Consider the following 20,614-nt stretch of genomic DNA (forward strand, 5'->3'; position numbering starts at 1 on the left):
TGTGTTGTGCCCCGGTTCAGTGTCATCGTGCCCGCGTACCGGGTTCAGGCGTATCTGCACGAGAGCCTGGACTCGGTGCTGACACAGTCCTTCGAGGACTTCGAACTCATCGCGGTCGACGACTGCTCACCCGATGCCTGCGGTGCCGTCATCGACGAGTTCGCCGCCCGGGACCACCGGGTGCGGGCCCTGCATCTACCGGAGAACGTGGGCCTGGGCCGGGCCCGTAACGCCGGGATCGCGCAGGCCACCGGCGACTATCTGATCTTCCTGGACAGCGACGACACGCTCGCCCCCGGCGCCCTGAGGGCCGTCGCCGACCGGATCGAGGAGACCGGGGAACCGGACGTCCTGGTCTACGACTACGCCCGTACGTACTGGACGGGCGAGAGCGTACGCAACACCTTCGCCGAGCACCTCGCCGAGACCGGCCCCGCCACCTTCACGCTCGTCGGCCGGCCCGGGCTGCTGAAGGTCCTGATGGTCGTCTGGAACAAGGCGTACCGCCGAGCGTTCGTCGAGGCCGAGGGGTTCGCCTTCCCGCCCGGCTACTACGAGGACACCCCTTGGACGTACCCGGTGCTGCTGGCCGCGCGTTCGATCGCGGTCCTCGACCGGGTGTGCGTCGGCTACCGGCAGCGGCGCCAGGGCAACATCCTGGCCACCACCAGCCGCAAGCACTTCGACATCTTCGAACAGTACGACCGGGTCTTCGCGTTCATCGACGCACGCCCCGAACTCGCGCCCTGGCGGCCGGTGATCTACCGCAGGATGCTCGACCACTTCTGCACGCTGTTCACCACCCCGGGCCGGCTGCCGCGCGGCAGCCGCGCCGAGTTCTTCCGCCGCGCCCGCGCCCACTGCGTCCGCTACCGCGCCCCGGGCGCCCCCGCCCCGCGCCGTGCCCGGCTGCGCCACGGCCTGATCCGGCTGGGCGCGCACCGCACGTACCGTGCGCTGTGGACCGCGCAGTTGCTGCACGGCAGGCTGCGGAGGGTCACCGCGGCCGCCCGCCGGGTGCTGCGGTCAGCCGCGCTCCAGGCGTACTACCGCATCCAGTTGCGGCTGCCCGTCCAGGCGGACCGGGCGGTGTTCGCGGCGTACTGGCACCGTGGCTACGCCTGCAATCCGGCGGCGATCGAGGCGAAGGCCCGCGAACTGGTACCCGGCCTGCGGACGGCCTGGATCTGCCGCCCCGAGGACGCGCACACCGTGCCCACCGCAACGCAGCGGCTGACAGCCGGGACGTACGGCTACTGGCGGGCGCTGGCCCGCTCCAGGTATCTGGTGAACAACGTCAACTTCGACCGGCGGCTGGTCAAACGGCGCGGCCAGGTGCTGCTCCAGACCCACCACGGCACACCGCTCAAGACGATGGGCCTGGACCTTCAGGACCGGCCGGCGGCGGCCCGCGGGATGGACTTCGGCCGGCTGCTCGCCAGTGTCGACAAGTGGGATTACTCCCTCTCCGCGAACCAGCACTCCACCCTTGTCTGGGAGAAGGCCTATCCGTCGGCCTCCGCGAACTGCGCGACGCTGGAGTACGGCTATCCGCGCAATGACATCTACCAGCGGGCCAGCGCCGACGACGTGGCGCGGCTGCGCAAGTCGGCCGGTATCCCCGAGGGCACCCTGGCCCTGCTGTACGCGCCCACGCACCGCGACTACCGGCGCGAGCAGCACCTCGCGCTCGACCTGGCACGCTTGCTGCGGGTCCTCGGTCCGGGCTTTGTGATCCTGAGCCGCGCCCACTACTCGTACGGGACTCCGTCGGTCCACGAACCGCACCCGCGGATCATCGATGTCAGCGGCCACCCCTCCGTCGAGGCGCTCGCGCTCGCCTCGGACGCGCTGATCACGGACTACTCGTCGCTGATGTTCGACTACGCCAATCTGGACCGGCCCGTCGTCATCCACTGCGGCGACCGCGAGGCGTACGAAGCGGCCCGCGGCACCTACTTCGACCTGCACTCCTGCCCGCCCGGTGCGATCGCGCACAGCGAGGACGAACTGCTCGACATCTTCGCGACCGGCCACTGGTGCGGCGCCCGCTCCGCCCAGCTGCGGCAGGCATTCCGCGAGCGGTTCTGTCCGTACGACGACGGGCACGCGGCGGAGCGGGTGGTGCGCCGGGTCTTCCTGGGCGACACGTCCGCGCAGCCGCCCGCGATTCCTCCGGCACAGCGGCGTCCTGCACCGGCGGCGGTCAACCCGGCGCAGGTCCCGGTCCTGGCACCGGCCACCGCCGTGATCCTGGCGGGCCGGCAGGCGCCCTCGGACCTCGGCCTCGCCGGGGCCCGGCCCACCAACCACCCCTGACCGCACCCCTCCCCCGTAGACCCGAGTCCGAGAAAGAGCCTGTATGCCCCGGCTGAGTGTCATCATCCCCGTCCGCCGCGCCCGAGGGCAGCTGCGCGAGTGCCTGGAGTCGGTGCTCACACAGTCGTTCACGGACATCGAGGTGATCGGGGTCGACGACGGTGCGCCGGACGGTTCGGGGCTGTTGTTCGACGAGTTCGCCGCACGGGACGACCGGGTGCAGGCCATCCATCTGCCGCCGGGGGCCGGTCCCGACGGGCGGCGCAACGCCGGGGCCGAGCGGGCCGTCGGGGACTATCTCCTCTTCCTGGAGGGCAACTTCGTCCACCTGCCGGGTGCCCTGCAGGCCGTCGCCGACCGGCTGGACGCCGCCGGCGACCCCGAACTGCTGCTGTTCGGCCATTACCGGCGCCCGTTCCGGGGCCGCCCCCGGCCGACCCGGTCGCTGGAGCTGCTCGGCGAACTGCCCGAGGGCCGGCTCACCCTGCTCGAACACCCCGTACTCCTGGACATCGCACCGGTCCCCTGGAACCGCGCCGTGCGCCGCACCCTCCATGAGGGCGAGAAGCTGGCCTTCGGACCGGGTCGGCACGGGGAGCGGATGTACGCACTCCAGACCCTCGCCGCGGCCGAATCCGTCGCCGTGCTCCCCACCGCCTGCGTCGAGCACCGCAGCCGGCGACACCTGCCCGTTCCGGCCGACGCGAGGGAACCGGCGGACGGCACGACGCCGCACCAGCTCGTCGACGCGTACGCCGGTCTGATGGAGTTCGTACGGGACCGGCCGCTCCTGCATCCCGTGCGGACCCTGCTGTTCGAGCGGGCGGCCTGGGAACTCCTTTCCGGGTACCCGTCGGTGACCCGGCGGCGCAGGCGCTACGTACGGTCCGTGGCGGCGTTCCACCGTGCGCACCGGCCCGAGGGGCACCGTTTCCCGGGTGGCGCCAAGGGGCTGCGGCCACGGCTGATGGGCGGTGGCCGGTACGTCGTGCTCGGCGCCCTCGACACGGTCCTGGCCCTGCGCCGGACTCTGCGGGCGGCGCCCGGCGCGGTACGGGCGCGGGCCAGGCGCACCCTGTCCGCGCGCTACTACTGGTGGCAGCGCAGGCTTCCGCTGGACCCCGGGCTCGCCGTCTACGCCGCGTACTGGAACCGCGGGGTGAGCTGCAATCCGGAGGCTGTCTTCCGCAAGTCCCAGGAGCTGGCACCGCAGGTGCGCGGGGTGTGGGTGGTGTCGAAGAACCAGGTGGGCACGGTGCCCGAGGACATCGACCACATGGTGCCGGGAACCCGCCGCTACTGGCAGGTGCTGGCCCGGGCCACGTACTTCTTCAACAACGTCAACTTCCCCGACCATCTGGTCAAGCGCCCCGGCCAGATCCATGTGATGACCCATCACGGCACTCCGCTGAAGATCATGGGGCTCGACCAGCAGGACTATCCGGCGGCGGCCCAGGGGCTGAACTTCGACCGGCTGCTCCAGCGCGTCGACCGGTGGGACTGGAGCGTCTCCGCCAATCCGCACTCCACCGAGGTGTGGGCCCGCGCCTATCCGGGTGCCGCACGGTCCCTCGAATCGGGCTATCCCCGCAATGACGTCTTCGCGACGGCGACGGACGAGCGGATCGCGGAGATCCGCGAGGGTCTCGGCATCCGGCCCGGCCGGCGCGCCATCCTGTACGCGCCGACGCACCGCGACTACGAGGCGGCGTTCACCAGCCGGCTCGATCTGGTCCGGCTCTGCGAGGCGCTCGGCCCGGACACCGTGGTGATGGTCCGCGCCCACTACTTCTACGAGGGTGCCGGGCTGCCGGAGCACCCTTCGCTCGTCGATGTCTGCGACCATCCGCGGATCGAGGAGCTGTGCCTGGCGGCGGACGCGCTGGTGACGGACTATTCGTCGGTGATGTTCGACTACGCCCATCTGGACCGCCCGATCGTGGTGCACGCCCCCGACTGGGAGACGTACCGCACGGTCCGGGGAGTCTGCTTCGATCTGCTCTCCGGGAAGCCCGGCGACACCCCGGGGGCGGTCTCCACCGATACGGAGGACCTGGCCCGGATCTTCCTCGACGGCAGCTGGCACAGCCCGGCGAACGAGGCGCTGCGGGCCGCGTTCCGGGCCCGGTTCTGTCCGTACGACGACGGGCGGGCCGCGGAGCGGGTGGTGCGGCAGGTACTGCTGGGGGAGCGTGCGATGCCGGGCCCGTCCGGCGGCGGCGTGTCCTCAATCGCCGGACGGGCTTGAATCCTCTCAGCGTTGCTGGCCCGCCATCACCGTGAAGAGGCCGACGACCACGAGCAGCGAGCCGCCCCAGGTCCACATCGAGGTCCGCTCGTGCAGCACGGTCGCCCCGGCCAGCACGATCAGCAGGTACCCGAGGGCGTTGAACGGGTAGGCGATGGACAGCGGCACCTTGGCCAGGGTGGTCATCCAGGCGAGGGCGGAGACCGCGAAGACCACCAGGCCGAGGACGACCCAGGGGCTGGTCGCGGCGCGCAGGGCGACGGACCCGCCGCCCTGCGCGGCGGCCGCCGCGGCGCCCTTCATCCCGTGCTTGAGCATGATCTGGCCGCCCGCCGACGAGAACACGGCGAACAGCAGCAGCATCAGACTGGGGAGGGTCAAGGTCTTGCTCCTGACTGCGGCGACCGGGGTTTCGGGCGTCGGGGCGGGAATGGGACGGGGGACGGCGGCCTCAGACGCCGACCCGGTCGGCAAGGGCGTACTGCCGGTTGAGGATGTCCTGTACATCGACGTGCTCTCCAGCGATGATCGTCTCGGCCGCATGCGGGGTGAGCAGTGCGACGTGCTGATAGCCGAACAGCGTCGGCCGGATCCGGGTGAGCAGCTTCGACACCCCGCCGAGGACCGCCGGAAGCGGTCCACCGCCGAGCAGCGCCCAGAACGGGGCCCCGGTGGAGGCGATGTGGAGGACGTCGTAGCCCGCGTTCCTGACCGTGCGGCGCAGGCTGGCCCGGGTGAAGAAACGCAGATGCGTTTCGTCGAGGATGCCGCGCCGGTCGTAGTCGAAGACTCCGAGCGCGACCCGCATCCGTGAGTACCAGTGGCTGAAGTTCGGTACGGAGAGCAGCACCTGGCCGCCGGGCCGCAGCACGGTGGCGACCTCGGCGAGCACATGCTCGGGGCGGGAGAGGTGCTCGATGACATCGCCGGCGACGACGTAGTCGTAGTCGGCGCCGATCTCCACGGGCAGCCCCTCCTCCAGGTTGGCGAGGTGGAAGTGGGTGCATTTCTCGCGTACGCCGGGGACCTCGACGTAGTCCACGCCCGTCACTTCGTGGCCGAGTGCTTCGAGGCGCTGTGCGAACAGGCCGCCGGAGCAGCCGAGATCGAGGACCCGGCCGGGCGGGAGGCTGCGCATCTTCTCCAGGATGACGGCGTGCGAGGAACCGTCGCCCTCCTTGAACGCGTACTCGACGGGCTTGGGGATCCAGGCGCAGGTGCCGAACCCCTTGACGGCGAGCCGGTATTCGAGGACGTCCTTGACGACGTCCTTCGCGTACTTCATGCCGTTGACGTAGCAGATCTCGTCGCCGTAGTAGGTGGGGACGGGGATCTCCTTGATCCGCATTCCTTCGTTGAGCAGCTGGACGATGATCTGGGTGTCGAAGTCGAACGCATCGGTGTTCCGGTGGATCGGCAGCTTCTTGAGTGCCGCGACACTGTAGGCGCGGTACCCGGAGTGGAATTCGGTGAGCTGCGAGCCGAGAAGGGTGTTCTCCACGCGGGTGAGAATGCGGTTGCCGAGCCATTTGTACATCGGCATGCCACCCTTGAGGGCGGACCCGGATTTCATCATCCGCGATCCGAACACGGCCTCGCATTCGCCGCGTTCGATCGGTGCGACCATGTCGGGCAGGAATTCGGGGGCGTACTGTCCGTCGCCGTGCAGCAGCACAATGATGTCGAGTCCGTGCTCGGCAGCCAGCGCGTATCCGGCCTTCTGGTTTCCGCCGTATCCGAGATTCTTGGTGTGCCGCATCACCACGGTCCGCGGCATTCCCTCCGTCTGTGACCAGCGGCAGCCTGCGGTGAAGGTCGCGTCATGGCTCGCGTCGTCGAGAATGAGGACCTCGGCGACCTTGGACCGGAAGTCCTCCGGAATACGGTCGAGGGTCCTCTCCAGCGTCGTCTCGGCGTTGTACGCGACCACCAGGATGCCGATCCTGGGACTCGGGCTTTCCTTCACGGGGCGTTCTCCAGTTGTGCTCGGTGCTCGGTGCTTGGGAGGGACGGTCAGTTGACGGCGGAACCGGTGGGCTGCGAGGTGCAGGACGCCGGGACCGAGGTCCGCGCGGCGGAGGATTGCGGGGGGACGGCCGGCGGCGCGGCGAGGATCTTGCGGATTCCGCTGACGAGACCTGCGGCAAGGACGAACCAGCCGGCCTCGCCGAGGTGCAGCACCGTTTCGCTCCAGTGCACGGCGGAGCGCCCCTGGTAGCCGAGGACCGCCGTCAGGCCGAGCAGACAGCTGTACGCGGCGCCTTCCCAGAACCCGATGACGAACAGCCCGGCGGCCGCCCAGGTCAGGTACTGCAGGGCGGACGCGGTGGAGAGCAGCAGCAGGAGGCCCATCGTGACGGCGACGACACCGGGCAGTTGCGCGGGCCGCAGCCAGGCGAGCCAGACCCCGGCCGTCGCGCAGACCAGCACGAAAAGGAAGTGGCCATCGCCCTGGATGAAGGTGATGAAGGACTGCGGCAGGCCGAGCACATCGGCGAACCGGACGAGGCCCCAGAGCCGGTAGCTGCCGCCCGCGTACTCCAGGACGTTCTCCATGAGGTTCTGCGGCACGGTCACCAGGACCGGTGTCCAGATGAGGGCGACCAGGGCGGCGAATCCGGCGGTGAAGCGGATGAGTACCGGCCGGCCCGCCCGCAGCGCGACGACGAACAGCGCCGGGATCGCCACCACCGGGATGAACTTGACGCTGATCGAGAGCGCGGTGCTCACCCCGGCGGCCAGCGGGGACTTCCGGTCCACGAGCAGATGGGCGGCGGCCAGGGCGAACGTGATGGCGACCGCGTCGGTGTTGCCGTGATAGCCGGAGGTGGCGATCAGTACGGGGCTGACGGCCACGCCCACCCCGCAGGCGACCGCCGTGCCGACGGAGCCGCGCCGGCGCACGATTTCGAACACGAGGAGTGCACAGAAGAAGTCGGCGATCGAGGCAGGTGATCTGATCAGCGTTCCGAACGGAATTCCGAGCTCGGAGAGTTCATTCAGACCGAGGAGCATCCAGCCGGCCAGGGGCGGATGGTTGTAGACGGGCAGCCCCGGCAGCGACTGTTCGTAAATCCGAATGGGTCCGTAACGTACGACGGCCTTTGCGAAACCTTGGAAGATTCGCACGTCGGCCGGGCCCGGCATGTTCGCCGCGATCAGCATTCGGGTGAGGAGACCGGCGGCCGCAGCAATGAGCACCACCGCTCTCGCCCGTCGCACATCCCAGGTTTCGCATCGCATTCGGATACCCATGAATACAGAACGTAGCAACCCGATGACGTTGAGCAGCGCACCGATGACCACACTTATATGGATCGCGACTTCAATGCCCTGCGTATCTGCGCAAACGTCCGAATCCCTGAATCACTCGAACGGTTCAGCTGGAACGTGGTGGCCCCGGAACCCCTGCCCGGCCGGTACCGGTGCCGGGACCGGCCGGGCTGCGCGGAGCGGGGGCCGGCCGGTCAGGAACGGTCAAGGCTGGACGAGGCTTGGAGCATCCGGTCGACCACCCCCGCCGCCGCGTGTCCGTCGTCCAGGTCGCAGAAGTCCCGGAGAAATGCCTCGTACGCCTGCGCGTGTCCCCTGGTGGCCCGCTCCGGGTCGCGCAGCGCCTCGACGAGTCCGGCGGAGCCGGGGATCAGGGGGCCGGGGGCGCGGGCCTCGAAGTCGAAGCTGAAGCCGCGCAGGGTGTCGCGGTAGTGCGCCAGGTCGTAGGTGTGGAAGAGCATCGGGCGGCCGGTCTGGGCGAAGTCGAACATCAGAGAGGAGTAGTCGGTGACCAGTACGTCGCTGATCAGCATCAGCTCGCCGACGTCCCCGTAGCGCGAGACGTCACGGACGAAGCCGCTGCCGCTGTCCGGGAGGCGGTCGGTGACCAGATAGTGGCGGCGCACCAACAGGACGGTGTCCGCGCCGAGTTCGTGTTCTGCGGCGGCCAGGTCGAGCTGCAGGTCGAGGGCGTAGCGGCCGCCGCCCTGTGGCCGGTCCTCGCGCCAGGTCGGCGCGTACAGCACGACCCGCTTGCCCTCGGGGATGCCGAGCCGCTCCCGTACCGCCGCGGTGACCTTGGTCCGGTCCGAGGCGTGGAACAGGTCGTTGCGGGGATAGCCGCACTCAAGGACCTCGCCCCGGTAGCCGAACGAGCGCCGCAGGACGGGGGTGGAGAAGCGGTTCGGGGAGACCAGGACGCTCCACTGGCGGGCGCGCTGCTCGATGGTGGCGATATAGGCGGCGTTGGCCCGGTCGGTGCCCGCGAGGTCGAGGCCGATGCGCTTGAGCGGGGTGCCGTGCCAGGTCTGGACGACGCACTGGCCCTCGCGCCGCTCGAACCACTCCGGCAGCTGGGTGTTGGTGACGATATGACGGCTGCGGGCCAGCGCCTCGTGCCAGGCGGCACAGCCGTGCTCGACGGCCGTGGCGCCCGCCGGGATACGGGCCTGCTGGTCGCGCACCACCCACAGATGCTCCAACTCGGCGCCCCGCCTGGCCACTTCCTCATGGATCGCGCGCGGCGAGTCGGAGTACTGGCGGCCGTCGAAGCTGCTGTACAGCACGGTGTCGCGCAGGGGCGCCATGCGCAGGCCCCGGTACGCCTCGCGCAGCAGCCGCTTGCCGCGTGCACCGCGTTCCGCGGCGGTGAGCACCGATGCGCAGTTGATCAGCAGCTGGTCGTGGAAGCGCCGTTCGATGAGGTATTTCCGGCCTGCGAGGGTGCGGGCGGCGGGCAGGGTGCGGTGGGCGGCGGCCGGGATGCGCAGCGGGGCGTCGTGCGCGTCGTCCCTCGCACCCTTCTCGCGGAGGAAGAGGTACCAGTGCCCCTGGCCCAGCGGCAGTTTCCCGCCGGGCCCCTCGACGGCGTCCGGCCGGAGTACGGCCCTGAACCGCCGCGCCCCGGAGGCCCCGGAGGAGGTGAGGGGGAAGACGGCCTCCTCGCCGTGCCCACTGTGCCGGGCCACCAGCTCGACGGGCCGTTCCGGGTCGTCGGGGAAGGCGCCTTGCAGGAGGAGCTGTCCGTCCTCCGTCCAGGTCGCCAGGTCGACGGCGGGCTGTACGGTGCGGTCGCTGATCAGCAGATTGCCCCGCGCGCTTGCGGTGAGACCGAGTTCGCGCCGCTCGTCGCCGTCCCCGCCCAGCGGGTAGCGGCCCGGCAGTACGGGCCCCGGCACATCGATCGGTGTCCTGCGCCCGTCCGGGCCGACGAGATGCAGGCTGTACGGCAGCTGCGCGGGCGCCGCCCCCATCCCCGCTCCCTGCCGGGCGTCGGCGAAGGCGCCGAGCGGGACATCGGCGGTGAAGCGCCGCCATCCCGCCGCCGAGGGCACGGCCCCTTCGTGCACGGTCACCGGGCAGTCGAAGGAGGTGCCGGAGGCCCGGTGGGTGAGTGCGAGGCGCAGCGGTCCCCTGCCGAAGCGGTCGCGGATCATGCCGTCGATCACCACGGTGCCGGCGCCGTCGCCCGTGTCGCCCGCGCGGTGCGTCTCGAAGCGGGCGTCGATCCGCTCGGCGTGCAGCACGAGCCTGCCGCTCTCGAAGGCGGGCACGATCCGGTGGTCGCCGTCGGGCCGGTGCACGGGCGGCGGTGCCGCCGCCTCGTCCGTCGAGAGGTCGGAGCGGCGCAGCATGCCGTGCCCGGCGATGCCGATCTCCAGGCGCCAGGTGAGCCGTTCGAGGCTGCCGCCCGCGTGGATGCGCAGCCTGGCCGGGTCGATGACGGTCTCGAAGCCGGACCGGCCGTAGTCGTGCAGGCTCTGCCGGGACCGGGCGGTGGCCTCGGGTTCGGCGACCGTACGCAGCCGGAGCGGCACCACATGCCGTCGCCCCGCCCGCAGCCAGCCGGCCCGGAACTCGCTGCCGCGCGTGGCGGCGGGCAGGTTCCGGATGTACGCGTACCCCTTGAGGTGCAGCTTGCCGCCCTGCCAGTGGGCATCCCGCAGCCGGGCGGTGAGCGGCAGGTCCCGGTCGGTGACCCGCAGCACCGGGCGCGGCACCGGCCGGGTGAGCGCCGGGAAGGAGGCGCTGCGGCGGCGCACGCCCCGTACCGCGAACGCTCCCGGCTCGGCCTTGTCGAAGGCGAGCAGGGCCAGCAGTTCGTCGGTCCGCCGTTCGCGTACGAGGTGCCACATCAGGCGCAGCCGCAGCGGGAGCGCGTCGAGGACGGCCGGGTCGACCTGGTCGGTGAACTCGTTGGCGTACGTGAGGAAGGCGCGCCGGTACTCCTCGTCGCCGTCGGGCAGCGCCTCCATGAAGTACCAGAGGTCGTTGGCGAGGACGTGCGCTTCGTACTGCCGTTTGTCGGCGGCGCCGCGGTGCTCGTCGAGGAAGGTGGAGACGCCCAGCACGTGCGAGGCCCTGTCCTGTACGCCGCGGACGACGGCGCGACGGGTGGTGATCGAACCGGCCCGGTCGCGCCAGTGGTAGACGGCGTCCTTCAGTACGTCGACGGAGCGGGCCAGGAAGTGGGCGGGCAGGACGACGGGGATGTCCTCGTAGAGGGCGCCGACCGGGAAGGCGAAGGCGTGCTCGTCCCAGAAGGTCCGGCGGAAGACCTTGTTGCAGGCGATCCGGTCGGCTGCGAGGTCCCAGTCACGGGAGATGTGCGTGCGCAGCCGGGTCGTCGCCATGGGCTTGCGGAAGTTGGGGGACTGCTGGAGCTTTCCGGAGGCCCGCAGCCGCAGCACATTGCCGGACGCGATGTCCGAGCCGGTCTCGTCCAGGGCACCGACGAGGAGTTCGTACGCGCGGGGCGGGAGCACGTCGTCGCTGTCGACGAAGGCGAGATGGCGGGCGCCCGGGTCGCAGTTGCGGACCCCGGTGTTGCGGGCGTGCCCGAGTCCGCCGTTCTCCTGGCTCACCAGCCGGAACCGGCCGTCCTGTGCGGCGAACTCGGCGGCCAGGGCCGCGCTGTTGTCAGTGGACCCGTCGTCGACCATCACCACCTCCAGGTCGGTCATGGTCTGCTCCGCGAGGGACTTCAGGCAGTCCGTCAGATAGAGCTCCACGTTGTGGACGGGTACGACGACACTGAGCCGTGGCGGCATGTTGAGCACGTCCGTTCATCGGGGGCCTGGTTGTCCGTATGGCTCAACCCCGTGAAGGGCCGGGGGTCACCGGTTGCGGTCTCTCCCGAACGGGTGACATCGGCTGCGCCGCGCTTACTCTCCGTCGCTCAGGAACAGCCGTCGCACCACGCGCTCGGCCGCGTGCCCGTCGTCGTACGGGCAGAAGCGCTCCCGGAACGCCGTCCGCAGCTCCGCTGTCCGCGCCGAGCGCCAATCGCCCGTCCTGAACAGTTCCAGCAGTTCATCCTCTGTGGTGGCGACGGCGCCCGGGGTGTCGCCGGGGAGTCCGGAGAGCAGATCGAAGTAGGTGCCGCGCGAGGCCCGGTAGGCGGCCCAGTCCGGGGCGTGGCTGATGATCGGGCGGTCCAGGCAGGCGTAGTCGAACATCAGCGACGAGTAGTCGGTGATCAACGCGTCGGAGACCAGACAGAGTTCCTCGACGGACGGATACCCCGTCACGTCCACCACCTGGGCACTGTCCAGCTGCGCCGAGCGGCCGTAGAAGTAGTGCGCGCGGACCAGCACCACGTAATCCGGCCCGAGTTCGTGGGCCAGTCGTTCCAGGTCGAGGTGGGGGACGAAGCCCTTGCGGTAGTCGCGGTGGGTGGGCGCGTACAGCAGCACCGTCCGGTCCGGGGAGAGGGAGAGACGCTGCCGGATCCCGGCGGTCTGCTCGGGGGTGGCGGTGAAGAAGATGTCGTTGCGCGGGTAGCCGAGGTTCAGATGCTCGTATCCGGACGGGTAGACCCGGTCCCAGATCTCGGTGGTGTGCGGGTTGGCGGAGAGGGAGAAGTCCCACTGGTCGGCGTGGGCGACGATCTTCTCGAAGCTGATGCCGTTGGTGAGGGCCGGGTAGGCGCGCTGGTCCAGGCCCATGGTCTTCAGCGGGGTGCCGTGGTGGGTCTGGAGATAGCGCTGGCCGGGGCGTTTGGTGAAGCCGCCGGGGAAGCTGGAGTTGTTGATCAGGTACGTGGCGGTGGCCATCGCCCGCCAGTAGGCGCGGGAGCCCTCGATGACGTACGGGATTCCGGGCGGCATGAGGTCGCGGTGACGGGAGGAGACGGCCCAGACGCCCCGGATGTGCGGGGCGAGTTCGAGGGCCTTGGCATGGATCGCGGCCGGGTTGCAGGCGACGCCCCGGTTCCAATAGGAGCCGTACACCGCGAGGTTCGGGTCCAGGGGGCGGTGCAGGTCGGTGCGGTAGGCGGCGCGCATGACGCGGGCCCGGAGCGTCTTCTTGCGGCGGCGCAGGGCGGCCCGGGTGCGGGTGCGGCCGGCGCGGGCGGCTTCCTGGGCGCGGTGGACGGCGTAGCTGCCGGGGAGGGCGGCGGCGCGGTGGAAGGCGGCGCGGTCCTCGGGGGCGGTCCGGCCGGGGTCGGCGAGGACGGCGCGCAGGTGGCGGGTGCGCGCCGCCTGAATCCGTGGGTCGTTGTCGGTCTCGGCGAGCAGCCGTTCGTATGCGTCGAGGATCGCGAAGTGGTGGCGTCCCGGGGTGGTGGCGAAGGTGCCGGAGCGGCGGATTCGGCGGCGGACACAGATCCGGTCGAGGGTGTCGAGCGTGCCGGCGTCGGTGGCGAGGAGGGTGGCGCGGTGGACGGGGAGGACGTCCTCGTACGGGCCGTCGGTGAAGTGGAGGCCGTACGCGGTCCAGAAGGCGCGGCGGAAGAGGCGCGGGGTGGCGGTGGAGAAGCCGTCGGCGACGGAGGCGGCGGGAACAGGGCCCGGGGGGCCGGAGGCCGGGGCCAGGGGCCTGGGCTCCGGGGCCGAGAGCCCAGGCTCCGGGGCCCAGGGACCGGAGGCCGAGGCCGGAGCCGAGGGCTCGGGGACCGGGGCCGGAGCCGAAGGGGCCGAGGCCGGAACCGGGAGGCCCAAGGCCGAGGCCGGAACCGGGAGGCCCAAGGCCGAGGCCGGAACCGGGAGGCCCAAGGCCGAGGCCGGAACCGGGAGGCCCAAGGCCGAGGCCGGAGCCGAGGGCTCTGGGGCCGGGGCCGGGACCTCGGACCTCGTGTCCGGGATCGCCGGATCCGGGGCCGGGAACACGGGCTCCGGGTCCGGGAACACGGACGCCGGGACCGGGATCACGGACGCCGGGACCGGGATCACGGGCTCCGGGGCCGAGGTCACGGACGCCGGGGCCGAGACGTCGCCCCACCAGTCGATGCGGTCGTGTCCGAGGAGCAGCACGTCCGGTTCGCTCGCGGCCAGCCGGCCGGTGATCGCTTCCAGGGCGCCCGGTCTCAGCAGATCGTCACCGTCGAGGAAGAGCAGATACCGGCCGCGCGCCTCGGCCACACCGGCGTTGCGGGCCGGACCCGCCCCGCAATGCCCGGGGAGGGTGAGCACCCTGACCCTCGGGTCGCGCGCCGCGAACTCGGCGGCGATCTCGGCGCTGCCGTCCCGCGACCCGTCGTCGACGACGAGAAGCTCCAGTTCACCGGGGCCCTGGCCGAGCACGGACTCCAGGTTCGCCCTGAGATATCCCTGAACGCGGTGGACGGGCACGACAACACTGAGGAGCATGGCAGCCGAGCGTAATCGCGCACCCACCGCGCACCGAATCGCTTGTTCACCCGTTCGGGGCAGTGCCGGTGACCAGGGACGTCCGCCCCGGTTGACCAGGCATGAAGCCGCGCCTCAGTGTCGTCGTCCCGGTCCACAACGTCGAGGACTATCTGGAGGACTGCCTGCGGTCAGTGGCCGAACAGTCGGTCGCCGACATCGAGGTGGTCCTCGTCGACGACGGTTCGACGGACGGCAGCACGGCCGTCGCCAAGGCGTTCGCCGCCCGCGACCGCCGCTTCCGCTATGTCCACCAGCGCAACGCGGGGCTGAGCGCGGCCCGCAACACGGGCGTGCGGCACACCACGGCGGACGTGCCGTATCTGGCGTTCGTCGACAGCGACGACATCGTCGTCCATGACGCCTTTGAGCGGATGCTGGCCTCACTGGAGTCGACCGGCTCCGACCTCGCCACCGGCAATGTGTGGCGACTGAACGAGCAGGGGCGCCAGCAGGCCTGGCAGTACCGCTGGCTGACCGCCACCCGGGCCCGCACCCACATCAGCCGCGATCCGCGGCTGCTCGCCGACCGGGTCGCCTGGAACAAGGTGTTCCGGCGCTCCTTCTGGGACCGGCACGCCTTCGCCTTCCCGGAGGGGAAGCTCTACGAGGACACCCCGGTGATGATCCCGGCGCACTTCCTCGCGGGCTCGGTCGATGTGCTGCACAAGCATGTCTACTACTGGCGGGTGCGGGAGGGGTCGATCACCCGACGGCGTACGGATGTGCAGGGCGTACGGGACCGGATCTCGGCATGCGAGCAGGTCAGCGCGTTCCTGGCGGGCCGGAGCGGGGTGGCGAACGGCGGTGCGCGGCGCCGCTACGACCTCTCGTGCCTGCGCGACGACTTCGTGTACTTCCTGGAGGGGCTCGCGATGGGCGGGCCCGAGTACCGGGACGCGTTCATGGCGGACGCGGGGGCGTTCCTGGACCGGATGGAGCGGATGGACGGGGCGGCCAGGTCGGGCCGGGCCGTGGCCCATGAGCTGCCGGTGGAGCTGCGGATCAAGTGGCAGCTGGTGAAGGAGCGCAGGCTTGCGGAACTGCTGGCCGTACTCGCCTTCGAACGGGCCAACGGCGCCGGAACGTTCACGGTCGGCGGCGTACCGGGGCGGCGGCAGGCCGGTTTCCCCGGCATCCCGGACACCACCCGCCTCGCCCGTACCGATCTCCCGGCCGTGGCACGGCTGTTGGAGGCTCAATGGAGCGACGACGGGAAACTGCTGCTGCGCGGTTACGCGTACATCCGCAATCTGCCGACCGCGGCGCCGCGCCACTCGCTGAAGGTGGGCATGGTGCGCGCGACCCGCGGCCAGCATCTGCGGACGGTGCCGGTACGGAATGTGCCCGCGCCCGATGCGACCATCAACTCCGGTCAGCAGTTGCACAGTTATGACCACTCGGGCTTCGAGCTGACTCTCGACCCGCGTCGGCTGCGGCCCGGCGGCTGGCTGGTGGGCATGATGGTGGCCGCTCATGGCACGGTCCGCCGGGTGGCTGTGCGCGCCGTGGAGGCGGGGGCCGTACAGCCGCTCGTCCATGACCTGGGCGACGGGCGGCGGGCGGTGCTCGACTACCTGGACGGGCGACTGAGGCTGACCCTGGCGCAGTTGCCGGCCCGGTGCGAGGACCGTCGCATCGGCGAGGAGCTGGAGTTGACCGGGCGGCTGTACGGGGGCGCCCGGCCGAAGGCCCTGGTGCTGACCTGCGAAGGGGTGGCGGACCAGGAGTTCGGCCACCCGGTCGAGTGCCGGGCGGACGACCGTTTCACGGTACGGATTCCGCTCGCCGACCTCGCCGGGATGGCGGCCGCACCACAGGCACCGCACCGGGCGCCCCGCGAGGTCGAGCCGGAGCCGGGCGGGCGGTGGCGGGCGCGGCTGGTGCTGGCGGACGGGTCGAGGGTGCCGCTGGCCGCGGCCCCGGAGGCGGCGCCGCCGGTCGTGGCCGATGCGGCGGGCGAGCTGGTGCTGGACCTGAGCGGGCAGCCGTTCGTGGACGGGGCGGCGTGGACATCGGACGGCGCGCTGCGGGTGGAAGGGGTGACCGGCGCCGGGACGGGCGTACGGCAGGACGAAGGCCCGGCCCACCTCGTACTGCGGCACGAGGCACTGCGCGAGACGGTGACGGTCCCCGTCACACACGAGGAGCCGCGCGCGGCAACGTACGGGGAAGCACACGCAGGGGCGCCCGAAGGGGCTGACGCGGGGGCTTACGAAGGGCGCCGCTTCACCGCGTTCCTCGCACCCTCGGTGGCCGCCGGGCTGCACGAGGGCCGCTGGGACGCGTATCTGGGCGGCCGGCCGGTCCGTGTGCTGACCGCACTCACCGCCCGTCTGCCGCTCCGCCGCGCGGGGGCGGACACCACGGCCCCCGCGCCCGGCCGGGAGTTCGCCCTGGACCGCCGGTCCGGCGACCGGCTGACCGTGCAGGCCGGGCCGGTACTCGCGGTCGACGAGCGGGGCGCGTACCGCCGGGCCGAACTGCGCGGCAGGCACTATCCGTCCCGGCGCGCGCTGCCGCTGCGGGACGCCGTCCTCTACACCGGCGGCGACTCACCGCGCGCCGTCCACGCCGAACTCCTGCGCCGGGGCGTGGAGTCGGAGCACCTCTGGGTCACCGACGGGCTCCACGGGCACGTCCCGACCGCCGCCGTCCCCGTCATCGAACACAGTGCCGCCTGGTACGAGGCGCTGGCGCGGTCCCGTCGGATCGTCACCGCCGACCAGCTGCCCGAGTGGTTCGAGCGGCGCCCCGGCCAGACCGTCATGCAGACCTGGCACGGCACCCCGCTCGGCCGCTTCGGCACGGATCTGGGCGGCACCCTGTACGCCGACCACCACCAACTCGCCTCGCTGCCGCACCGGGCCGCGCAATGGTCCGTCCTGGTCTCCCCCAGCCGCCACTCCACCCCGCTGCTGCGCCACGCACTCGGCTACGGCGGCGAGGTATTGGAGGCGGGTTCCCCGGCCAACGATCTGCTCTTCTCGGCCGACCGGGCCAAGACCGCCGAGCGGGTACGGCGCAGGCTCGGCATCCCGGACGGCCGCCGGGTCGTGCTGTACGCGCCGACCTACCGTGACCAGCTGGCCCACCCGGCCGGCACCGGCGGCGAGCGGCCCCGCTACCGCTGGGATCCGGCGCTCGACCTGGCAGCCCTGGCGCGGTCCCTCGGCGACGGCCACACCGTGCTGGTACGGCGCCATCCGCGGGTGACCGGGAGCGTGCCCGAGGGCCACGGCGTACGCGATGTGTCGGCGCACCCGGACACGGCGGAACTGCTGCTGATCGCCGATGTGCTGGTCACGGACTATGCGGGGCTGATGTTCGACTACGCGCACACGGGCCGCCCGATGCTCTTCCACACCTACGATCTGGAGCACTACCGCGACACGGTGCGCGGTTTCTGTCTGGACTTCGAGACCCGGGCGCCGGGGCCGCTGCTCGTCGGCACGGACGAGATCGCCGGGGTCCTGCGCGATGCCGGCGCCCTGAGCGCGTCGGCGGCCCGGCACGCGGAGACGTACGAGAGTTTCCGCCGGGACTTCTGCGACCTGGACGACGGCGGGGCGGCGGCGCGGGTCGCGGACCGGCTGCTGGCGGAGGGGTAGTACCCGGATCAGTTCTTGAGTGCGGCGACGGCGGATGCCGCCAGGTCGTCGAGGTAGCCCTTGGGCAGCGGGGTGCGGACGACGGCGAGCCGCCAGTAGAGCGGGCCGACGATCAGGTCCAGGGCCCGGTCCGGGTCGCTGTCCCCGGGCAGCTCGCCGCGCGCCACGGCGTCCCGTACGACGACGGCGGCGATGCCCTGATGCGGGTCCAGCAGGGCGGCCTTGATCGGGTCGAAGATCTCCGGACTGCGGGCCGCCTCGACCAGCAGGTCCGGGATGACCTGCGAGGCGACAGGGTGGCGCAGGGCGTAGGAGGCGAGTTCCAGTACGGCGCGGACATCCCCGTACAGCGAACCGGTCGCCGGAGCCGGCATGCCCTGGACGGCGACGGCGGAGACCAGGTCGAGGACCAGGGCCAGCTTGGACTTCCAGCGGCGGTAGACGGCGGTCTTGCCGACGCCCGCGCGCCGGGCGATGCCCTCGATCGACATCCGGGCGAAGCCCACCGCGGCCAGCTCGTCGAAGACGGCGCTGCGAATCGCATCGGTGACGTCCTCGCGCAGCACAGCGGCTCCGGCGGGGACACGGCGGCGGGTTCCCGGGTCGGTGGTCATGGGCGAATCATAGTCCGTAACGACGAAACGGTTGCGTTGCGACGTGGATGCGCCCTACTCTCGGCGTTACGACGATACGGTTCCGTCCCGTCCGTCACCGTGTTCCTGCCCTCCCGTCGAAAGCGATCGTGGTGAGCCAGACAACAACCCCAGCGGCCCCGGCCGACACCCCTGCCGGTACGCCCCTCCCGGTGTACGCACCGGGTGAGCTCGCCGCGCTCGCCGCCCGGCACGGACTGACCATGAGCGGGGCCCGGCCCTCACTGGGCGCGTACATCCGGCAGCTGTGGGGGCGGCGGCACTTCATCACGGCGTTCGCCACCGCCAAGCTGACCGCCCAGTACAGCCAGGCGAAGCTCGGCCAGATCTGGCAGATCATGACCCCGCTGCTGAACGCGACGGTCTACTACTTCATCTTCGGCGTCCTGCTGAACACGAAGCGCAACGTCGAGGACTTCGTTCCGTTCCTCGTCACCGGCGTGTTCATCTGGACCTTCACCAGCAGCTCGATCACCGCGGGCACCCGCGCGATCAGCGGCAACCTCGGCCTCGTCCGCGCCCTGCACTTCCCGCGCGCCTCGCTGCCGATCGCACTGGCCCTGCAGCAGCTCCAGCAGCTGCTGTTCTCGCTGGCCGCGCTGGTGCTGATCCTGGTGGGGTTCGGGCAGTTCCCCAAGCCTTCCTGGCTGCTGGCGATTCCGGCGCTGTTCCTGCAGGCCGTGTTCAACACCGGTGTCTCCATGGTGGTGGCGCGGCTGGCCGCCCGGACGCCGGACATCGCCCAGCTGATGCCATTCATCCTGCGCACCTGGATGTACGCCTCGGGCGTCATGTGGAGCGTGGACACGATGCTCAAGGGGAACCGGGTCCCGCACCTCGTGATGGTGATGCTGGAGTGCAATCCGGCCGCCGTCTTCATCGACCTGATGCGGTTCGCGCTCATCGACAGCTTCGACGCGTCCCATCTGCCGCCGCATGTGTGGGCGATCGCCGCGGGCTGGGCAATCGTGTGCGGCGCGGGCGGATTCGTGTACTTCTGGCAGGCGGAGGAGCGGTACGGACGTGGCTGACAACGTGGCTGACAACAACGAGCGGGTGCCGACCGTCGTCGTGGACGACGTCCACATCACGTACAAGGTCAATGGCGCCCGTACCGGAAAGGGCAGCGCCACCTCGGCGCTCAGCCGGATCGTCTCGCGCCGGCAGTCCCCCGGGGTGCGCGAGGTGCACGCCGTGAAGGGGGTGAGCTTCGCCGCGTACAAGGGCGAGGCCATCGGCCTGATCGGTTCCAACGGCTCGGGCAAGTCGACGCTGCTGAAGGCGATCGCCGGTCTGCTGCCCGCGACGAAGGGCCGGGTGCACACCCAGGGCCAGCCCTCGCTGCTCGGGGTGAACGCGGCGCTGATGAGCGATCTGACCGGCGAGCGCAACGTCGTGCTCGGCGGGCTCGCGATGGGCATGACGCGGGCCCAGATCCGCGAGCGCTACCAGGGGATCGTCGACTTCTCCGGCATCAACGAGAAGGGCGACTTCATCACCCTGCCGATGCGGACGTACTCCTCCGGCATGGGCGCGCGGCTGCGCTTCTCGATCGCGGCCGCCAAGAGCCATGACGTCCTCCTGATCGACGAGGCGCTGTCCACCGGCGACGCCAGGTTCCAGCGGCGCAGCAAGGAACGGATCATGGAGCTGCGCGAGGAGGCCGGCACGGTCTTCCTGGTCAGCCACAGCAACAAGTCGATCACCGAGACCTGCGACCGGGCGATCTGGCTGGAGGCGGGAACGCTGCGGATGGACGGTCCGGCGGACGAGGTCGTGGCCGCGTACGAGAAGTTCACCGGCAAGAAGTAACGGCGCGGGCGACGGGTGGCGGGCCGGGCGGAGCGGTTGAGGCGGTCGGGGCGATAAACTCCCGTGCCGCACAACTGGGTTGTCCGGATACCGCTCAGGGGGGCACATTCAGGACGGCGTACCGGGACCGCTGCGAGCGGACCCGTGAGTGCGTCGGCGGCGCCCGGCAGCCGTTGTTCGACGACGGCCCACGCACCGCGACCGTCCAGCTGAAGCTGGTGGAGGGCGAACTCAAGGCCCGGTTCACCCTGGAGGACGGCTCGAAGGTGAAGGTGGGCAGGGCGCCGGGCGAGGGTGGCATCGCCCTGCACGACCTGATCCCGAAACAGCGCACCCGCAGGCCTCAGC

11 protein-coding genes are annotated in these 20,614 nt (G+C 71.1%); 5 read left to right on the forward strand and 6 right to left on the reverse strand.

From position 1 onward, the window contains the following. Positions 1–6 precede the first annotated feature (6 nt). Both ACGFU7_RS08235 and ACGFU7_RS08240 read left to right on the forward strand, forming a co-directional pair. Entirely contained in the window at positions 7–2,319 is a 2,313-nt protein-coding gene (locus tag ACGFU7_RS08235) for a CDP-glycerol glycerophosphotransferase family protein (RefSeq protein ID WP_393693497.1), read from the forward strand. Positions 2,320–2,362: 43 nt separating this feature from the next. Next, positions 2,363–4,567 carry a CDP-glycerol glycerophosphotransferase family protein gene (locus tag ACGFU7_RS08240; RefSeq protein WP_393693499.1) on the forward strand — a complete coding sequence of 735 codons (2,205 nt, stop codon included), beginning with the start codon at positions 2,363–2,365 and terminating at the stop codon, positions 4,565–4,567. A gap of 6 nt (positions 4,568–4,573) precedes the next feature. Here the strand turns inward: ACGFU7_RS08240 and ACGFU7_RS08245 are convergent, their stop codons facing one another. The 5 genes from ACGFU7_RS08245 to ACGFU7_RS08265 form a co-directional block, all read right to left on the reverse strand. Beyond that, complete coding sequence (locus tag ACGFU7_RS08245; protein ID WP_351202160.1) at positions 4,574–4,948, reverse strand: hypothetical protein; 375 nt, start codon at positions 4,946–4,948, stop codon at positions 4,574–4,576. 70 nt (positions 4,949–5,018) lie between these two features. Further along, the gene (locus ACGFU7_RS08250) at positions 5,019–6,533 is read right to left on the reverse strand and encodes a methyltransferase domain-containing protein (protein ID WP_393693501.1); all 1,515 of its coding nucleotides are present in this window, start codon (positions 6,531–6,533) and stop codon (positions 5,019–5,021) included. A gap of 47 nt (positions 6,534–6,580) precedes the next feature. Next, the gene (locus ACGFU7_RS08255; protein WP_393693503.1) at positions 6,581–7,771 is read right to left on the reverse strand and encodes a hypothetical protein; all 1,191 of its coding nucleotides are present in this window, start codon (positions 7,769–7,771) and stop codon (positions 6,581–6,583) included. Positions 7,772–8,034: 263 nt separating this feature from the next. Further along, positions 8,035–11,610: a CDP-glycerol glycerophosphotransferase family protein gene (locus ACGFU7_RS08260; RefSeq protein ID WP_393693505.1), complete on the reverse strand. Its 3,576-nt coding sequence runs from the start codon at positions 11,608–11,610 to the stop codon at positions 8,035–8,037. A 114-nt stretch (positions 11,611–11,724) separates the two neighbouring features. Next, positions 11,725–14,151 (reverse strand): CDP-glycerol glycerophosphotransferase family protein, encoded by a 2,427-nt coding sequence (locus ACGFU7_RS08265; RefSeq protein ID WP_393693507.1) that lies wholly within the window; start codon positions 14,149–14,151, stop codon positions 11,725–11,727. 101 nt (positions 14,152–14,252) lie between these two features. On the opposite strand from ACGFU7_RS08265, the gene ACGFU7_RS08270 reads away from it, so the two are divergent. Continuing rightward, on the forward strand, positions 14,253–17,801 hold the full coding sequence (locus ACGFU7_RS08270; protein WP_393693509.1) for a CDP-glycerol glycerophosphotransferase family protein: 3,549 nt from the start codon (positions 14,253–14,255) through the stop codon (positions 17,799–17,801). Positions 17,802–17,809: 8 nt separating this feature from the next. On the opposite strand, the gene ACGFU7_RS08275 is transcribed toward ACGFU7_RS08270, so the two are convergent. Further along, entirely contained in the window at positions 17,810–18,415 is a 606-nt protein-coding gene (locus ACGFU7_RS08275) for a TetR/AcrR family transcriptional regulator (protein ID WP_393693511.1), read from the reverse strand. Between the two features lie 128 nt (positions 18,416–18,543). Between ACGFU7_RS08275 and ACGFU7_RS08280 the strand changes: the two genes are divergently transcribed. Then, entirely contained in the window at positions 18,544–19,485 is a 942-nt protein-coding gene (locus tag ACGFU7_RS08280) for an ABC transporter permease (RefSeq protein ID WP_393693513.1), read from the forward strand. After that, positions 19,478–20,266 carry an ABC transporter ATP-binding protein gene (locus tag ACGFU7_RS08285; RefSeq protein ID WP_393693515.1) on the forward strand — a complete coding sequence of 263 codons (789 nt, stop codon included), beginning with the start codon at positions 19,478–19,480 and terminating at the stop codon, positions 20,264–20,266. Before ACGFU7_RS08280 ends, ACGFU7_RS08285 begins: the two co-directional genes overlap by 8 nt. The last annotated feature ends 348 nt before the right edge of the window (positions 20,267–20,614 follow it).

The organism is Streptomyces sp. NPDC048473 (genome assembly GCF_043200155.1).
GTDB lineage: Bacteria > Actinomycetota > Actinomycetes > Streptomycetales > Streptomycetaceae > Streptomyces.

Bases quoted from the DNA above. Each gene is read 5' to 3' on its own strand.
- ACGFU7_RS08240 (WP_393693499.1), top strand. From the start codon at position 2,363: ATGCCCCGGCTGAGTGTCATCATCCCCGTCCGCCGCGCCCGAGGGCAG.
- ACGFU7_RS08260 (WP_393693505.1), bottom strand. From the start codon at position 11,610: ATGCCGCCACGGCTCAGTGTCGTCGTACCCGTCCACAACGTGGAGCTC.
- ACGFU7_RS08265 (WP_393693507.1), bottom strand. From the start codon at position 14,151: ATGCTCCTCAGTGTTGTCGTGCCCGTCCACCGCGTTCAGGGATATCTC.
- ACGFU7_RS08270 (WP_393693509.1), top strand. From the start codon at position 14,253: ATGAAGCCGCGCCTCAGTGTCGTCGTCCCGGTCCACAACGTCGAGGAC.
- ACGFU7_RS08275 (WP_393693511.1), bottom strand. From the start codon at position 18,415: ATGACCACCGACCCGGGAACCCGCCGCCGTGTCCCCGCCGGAGCCGCT.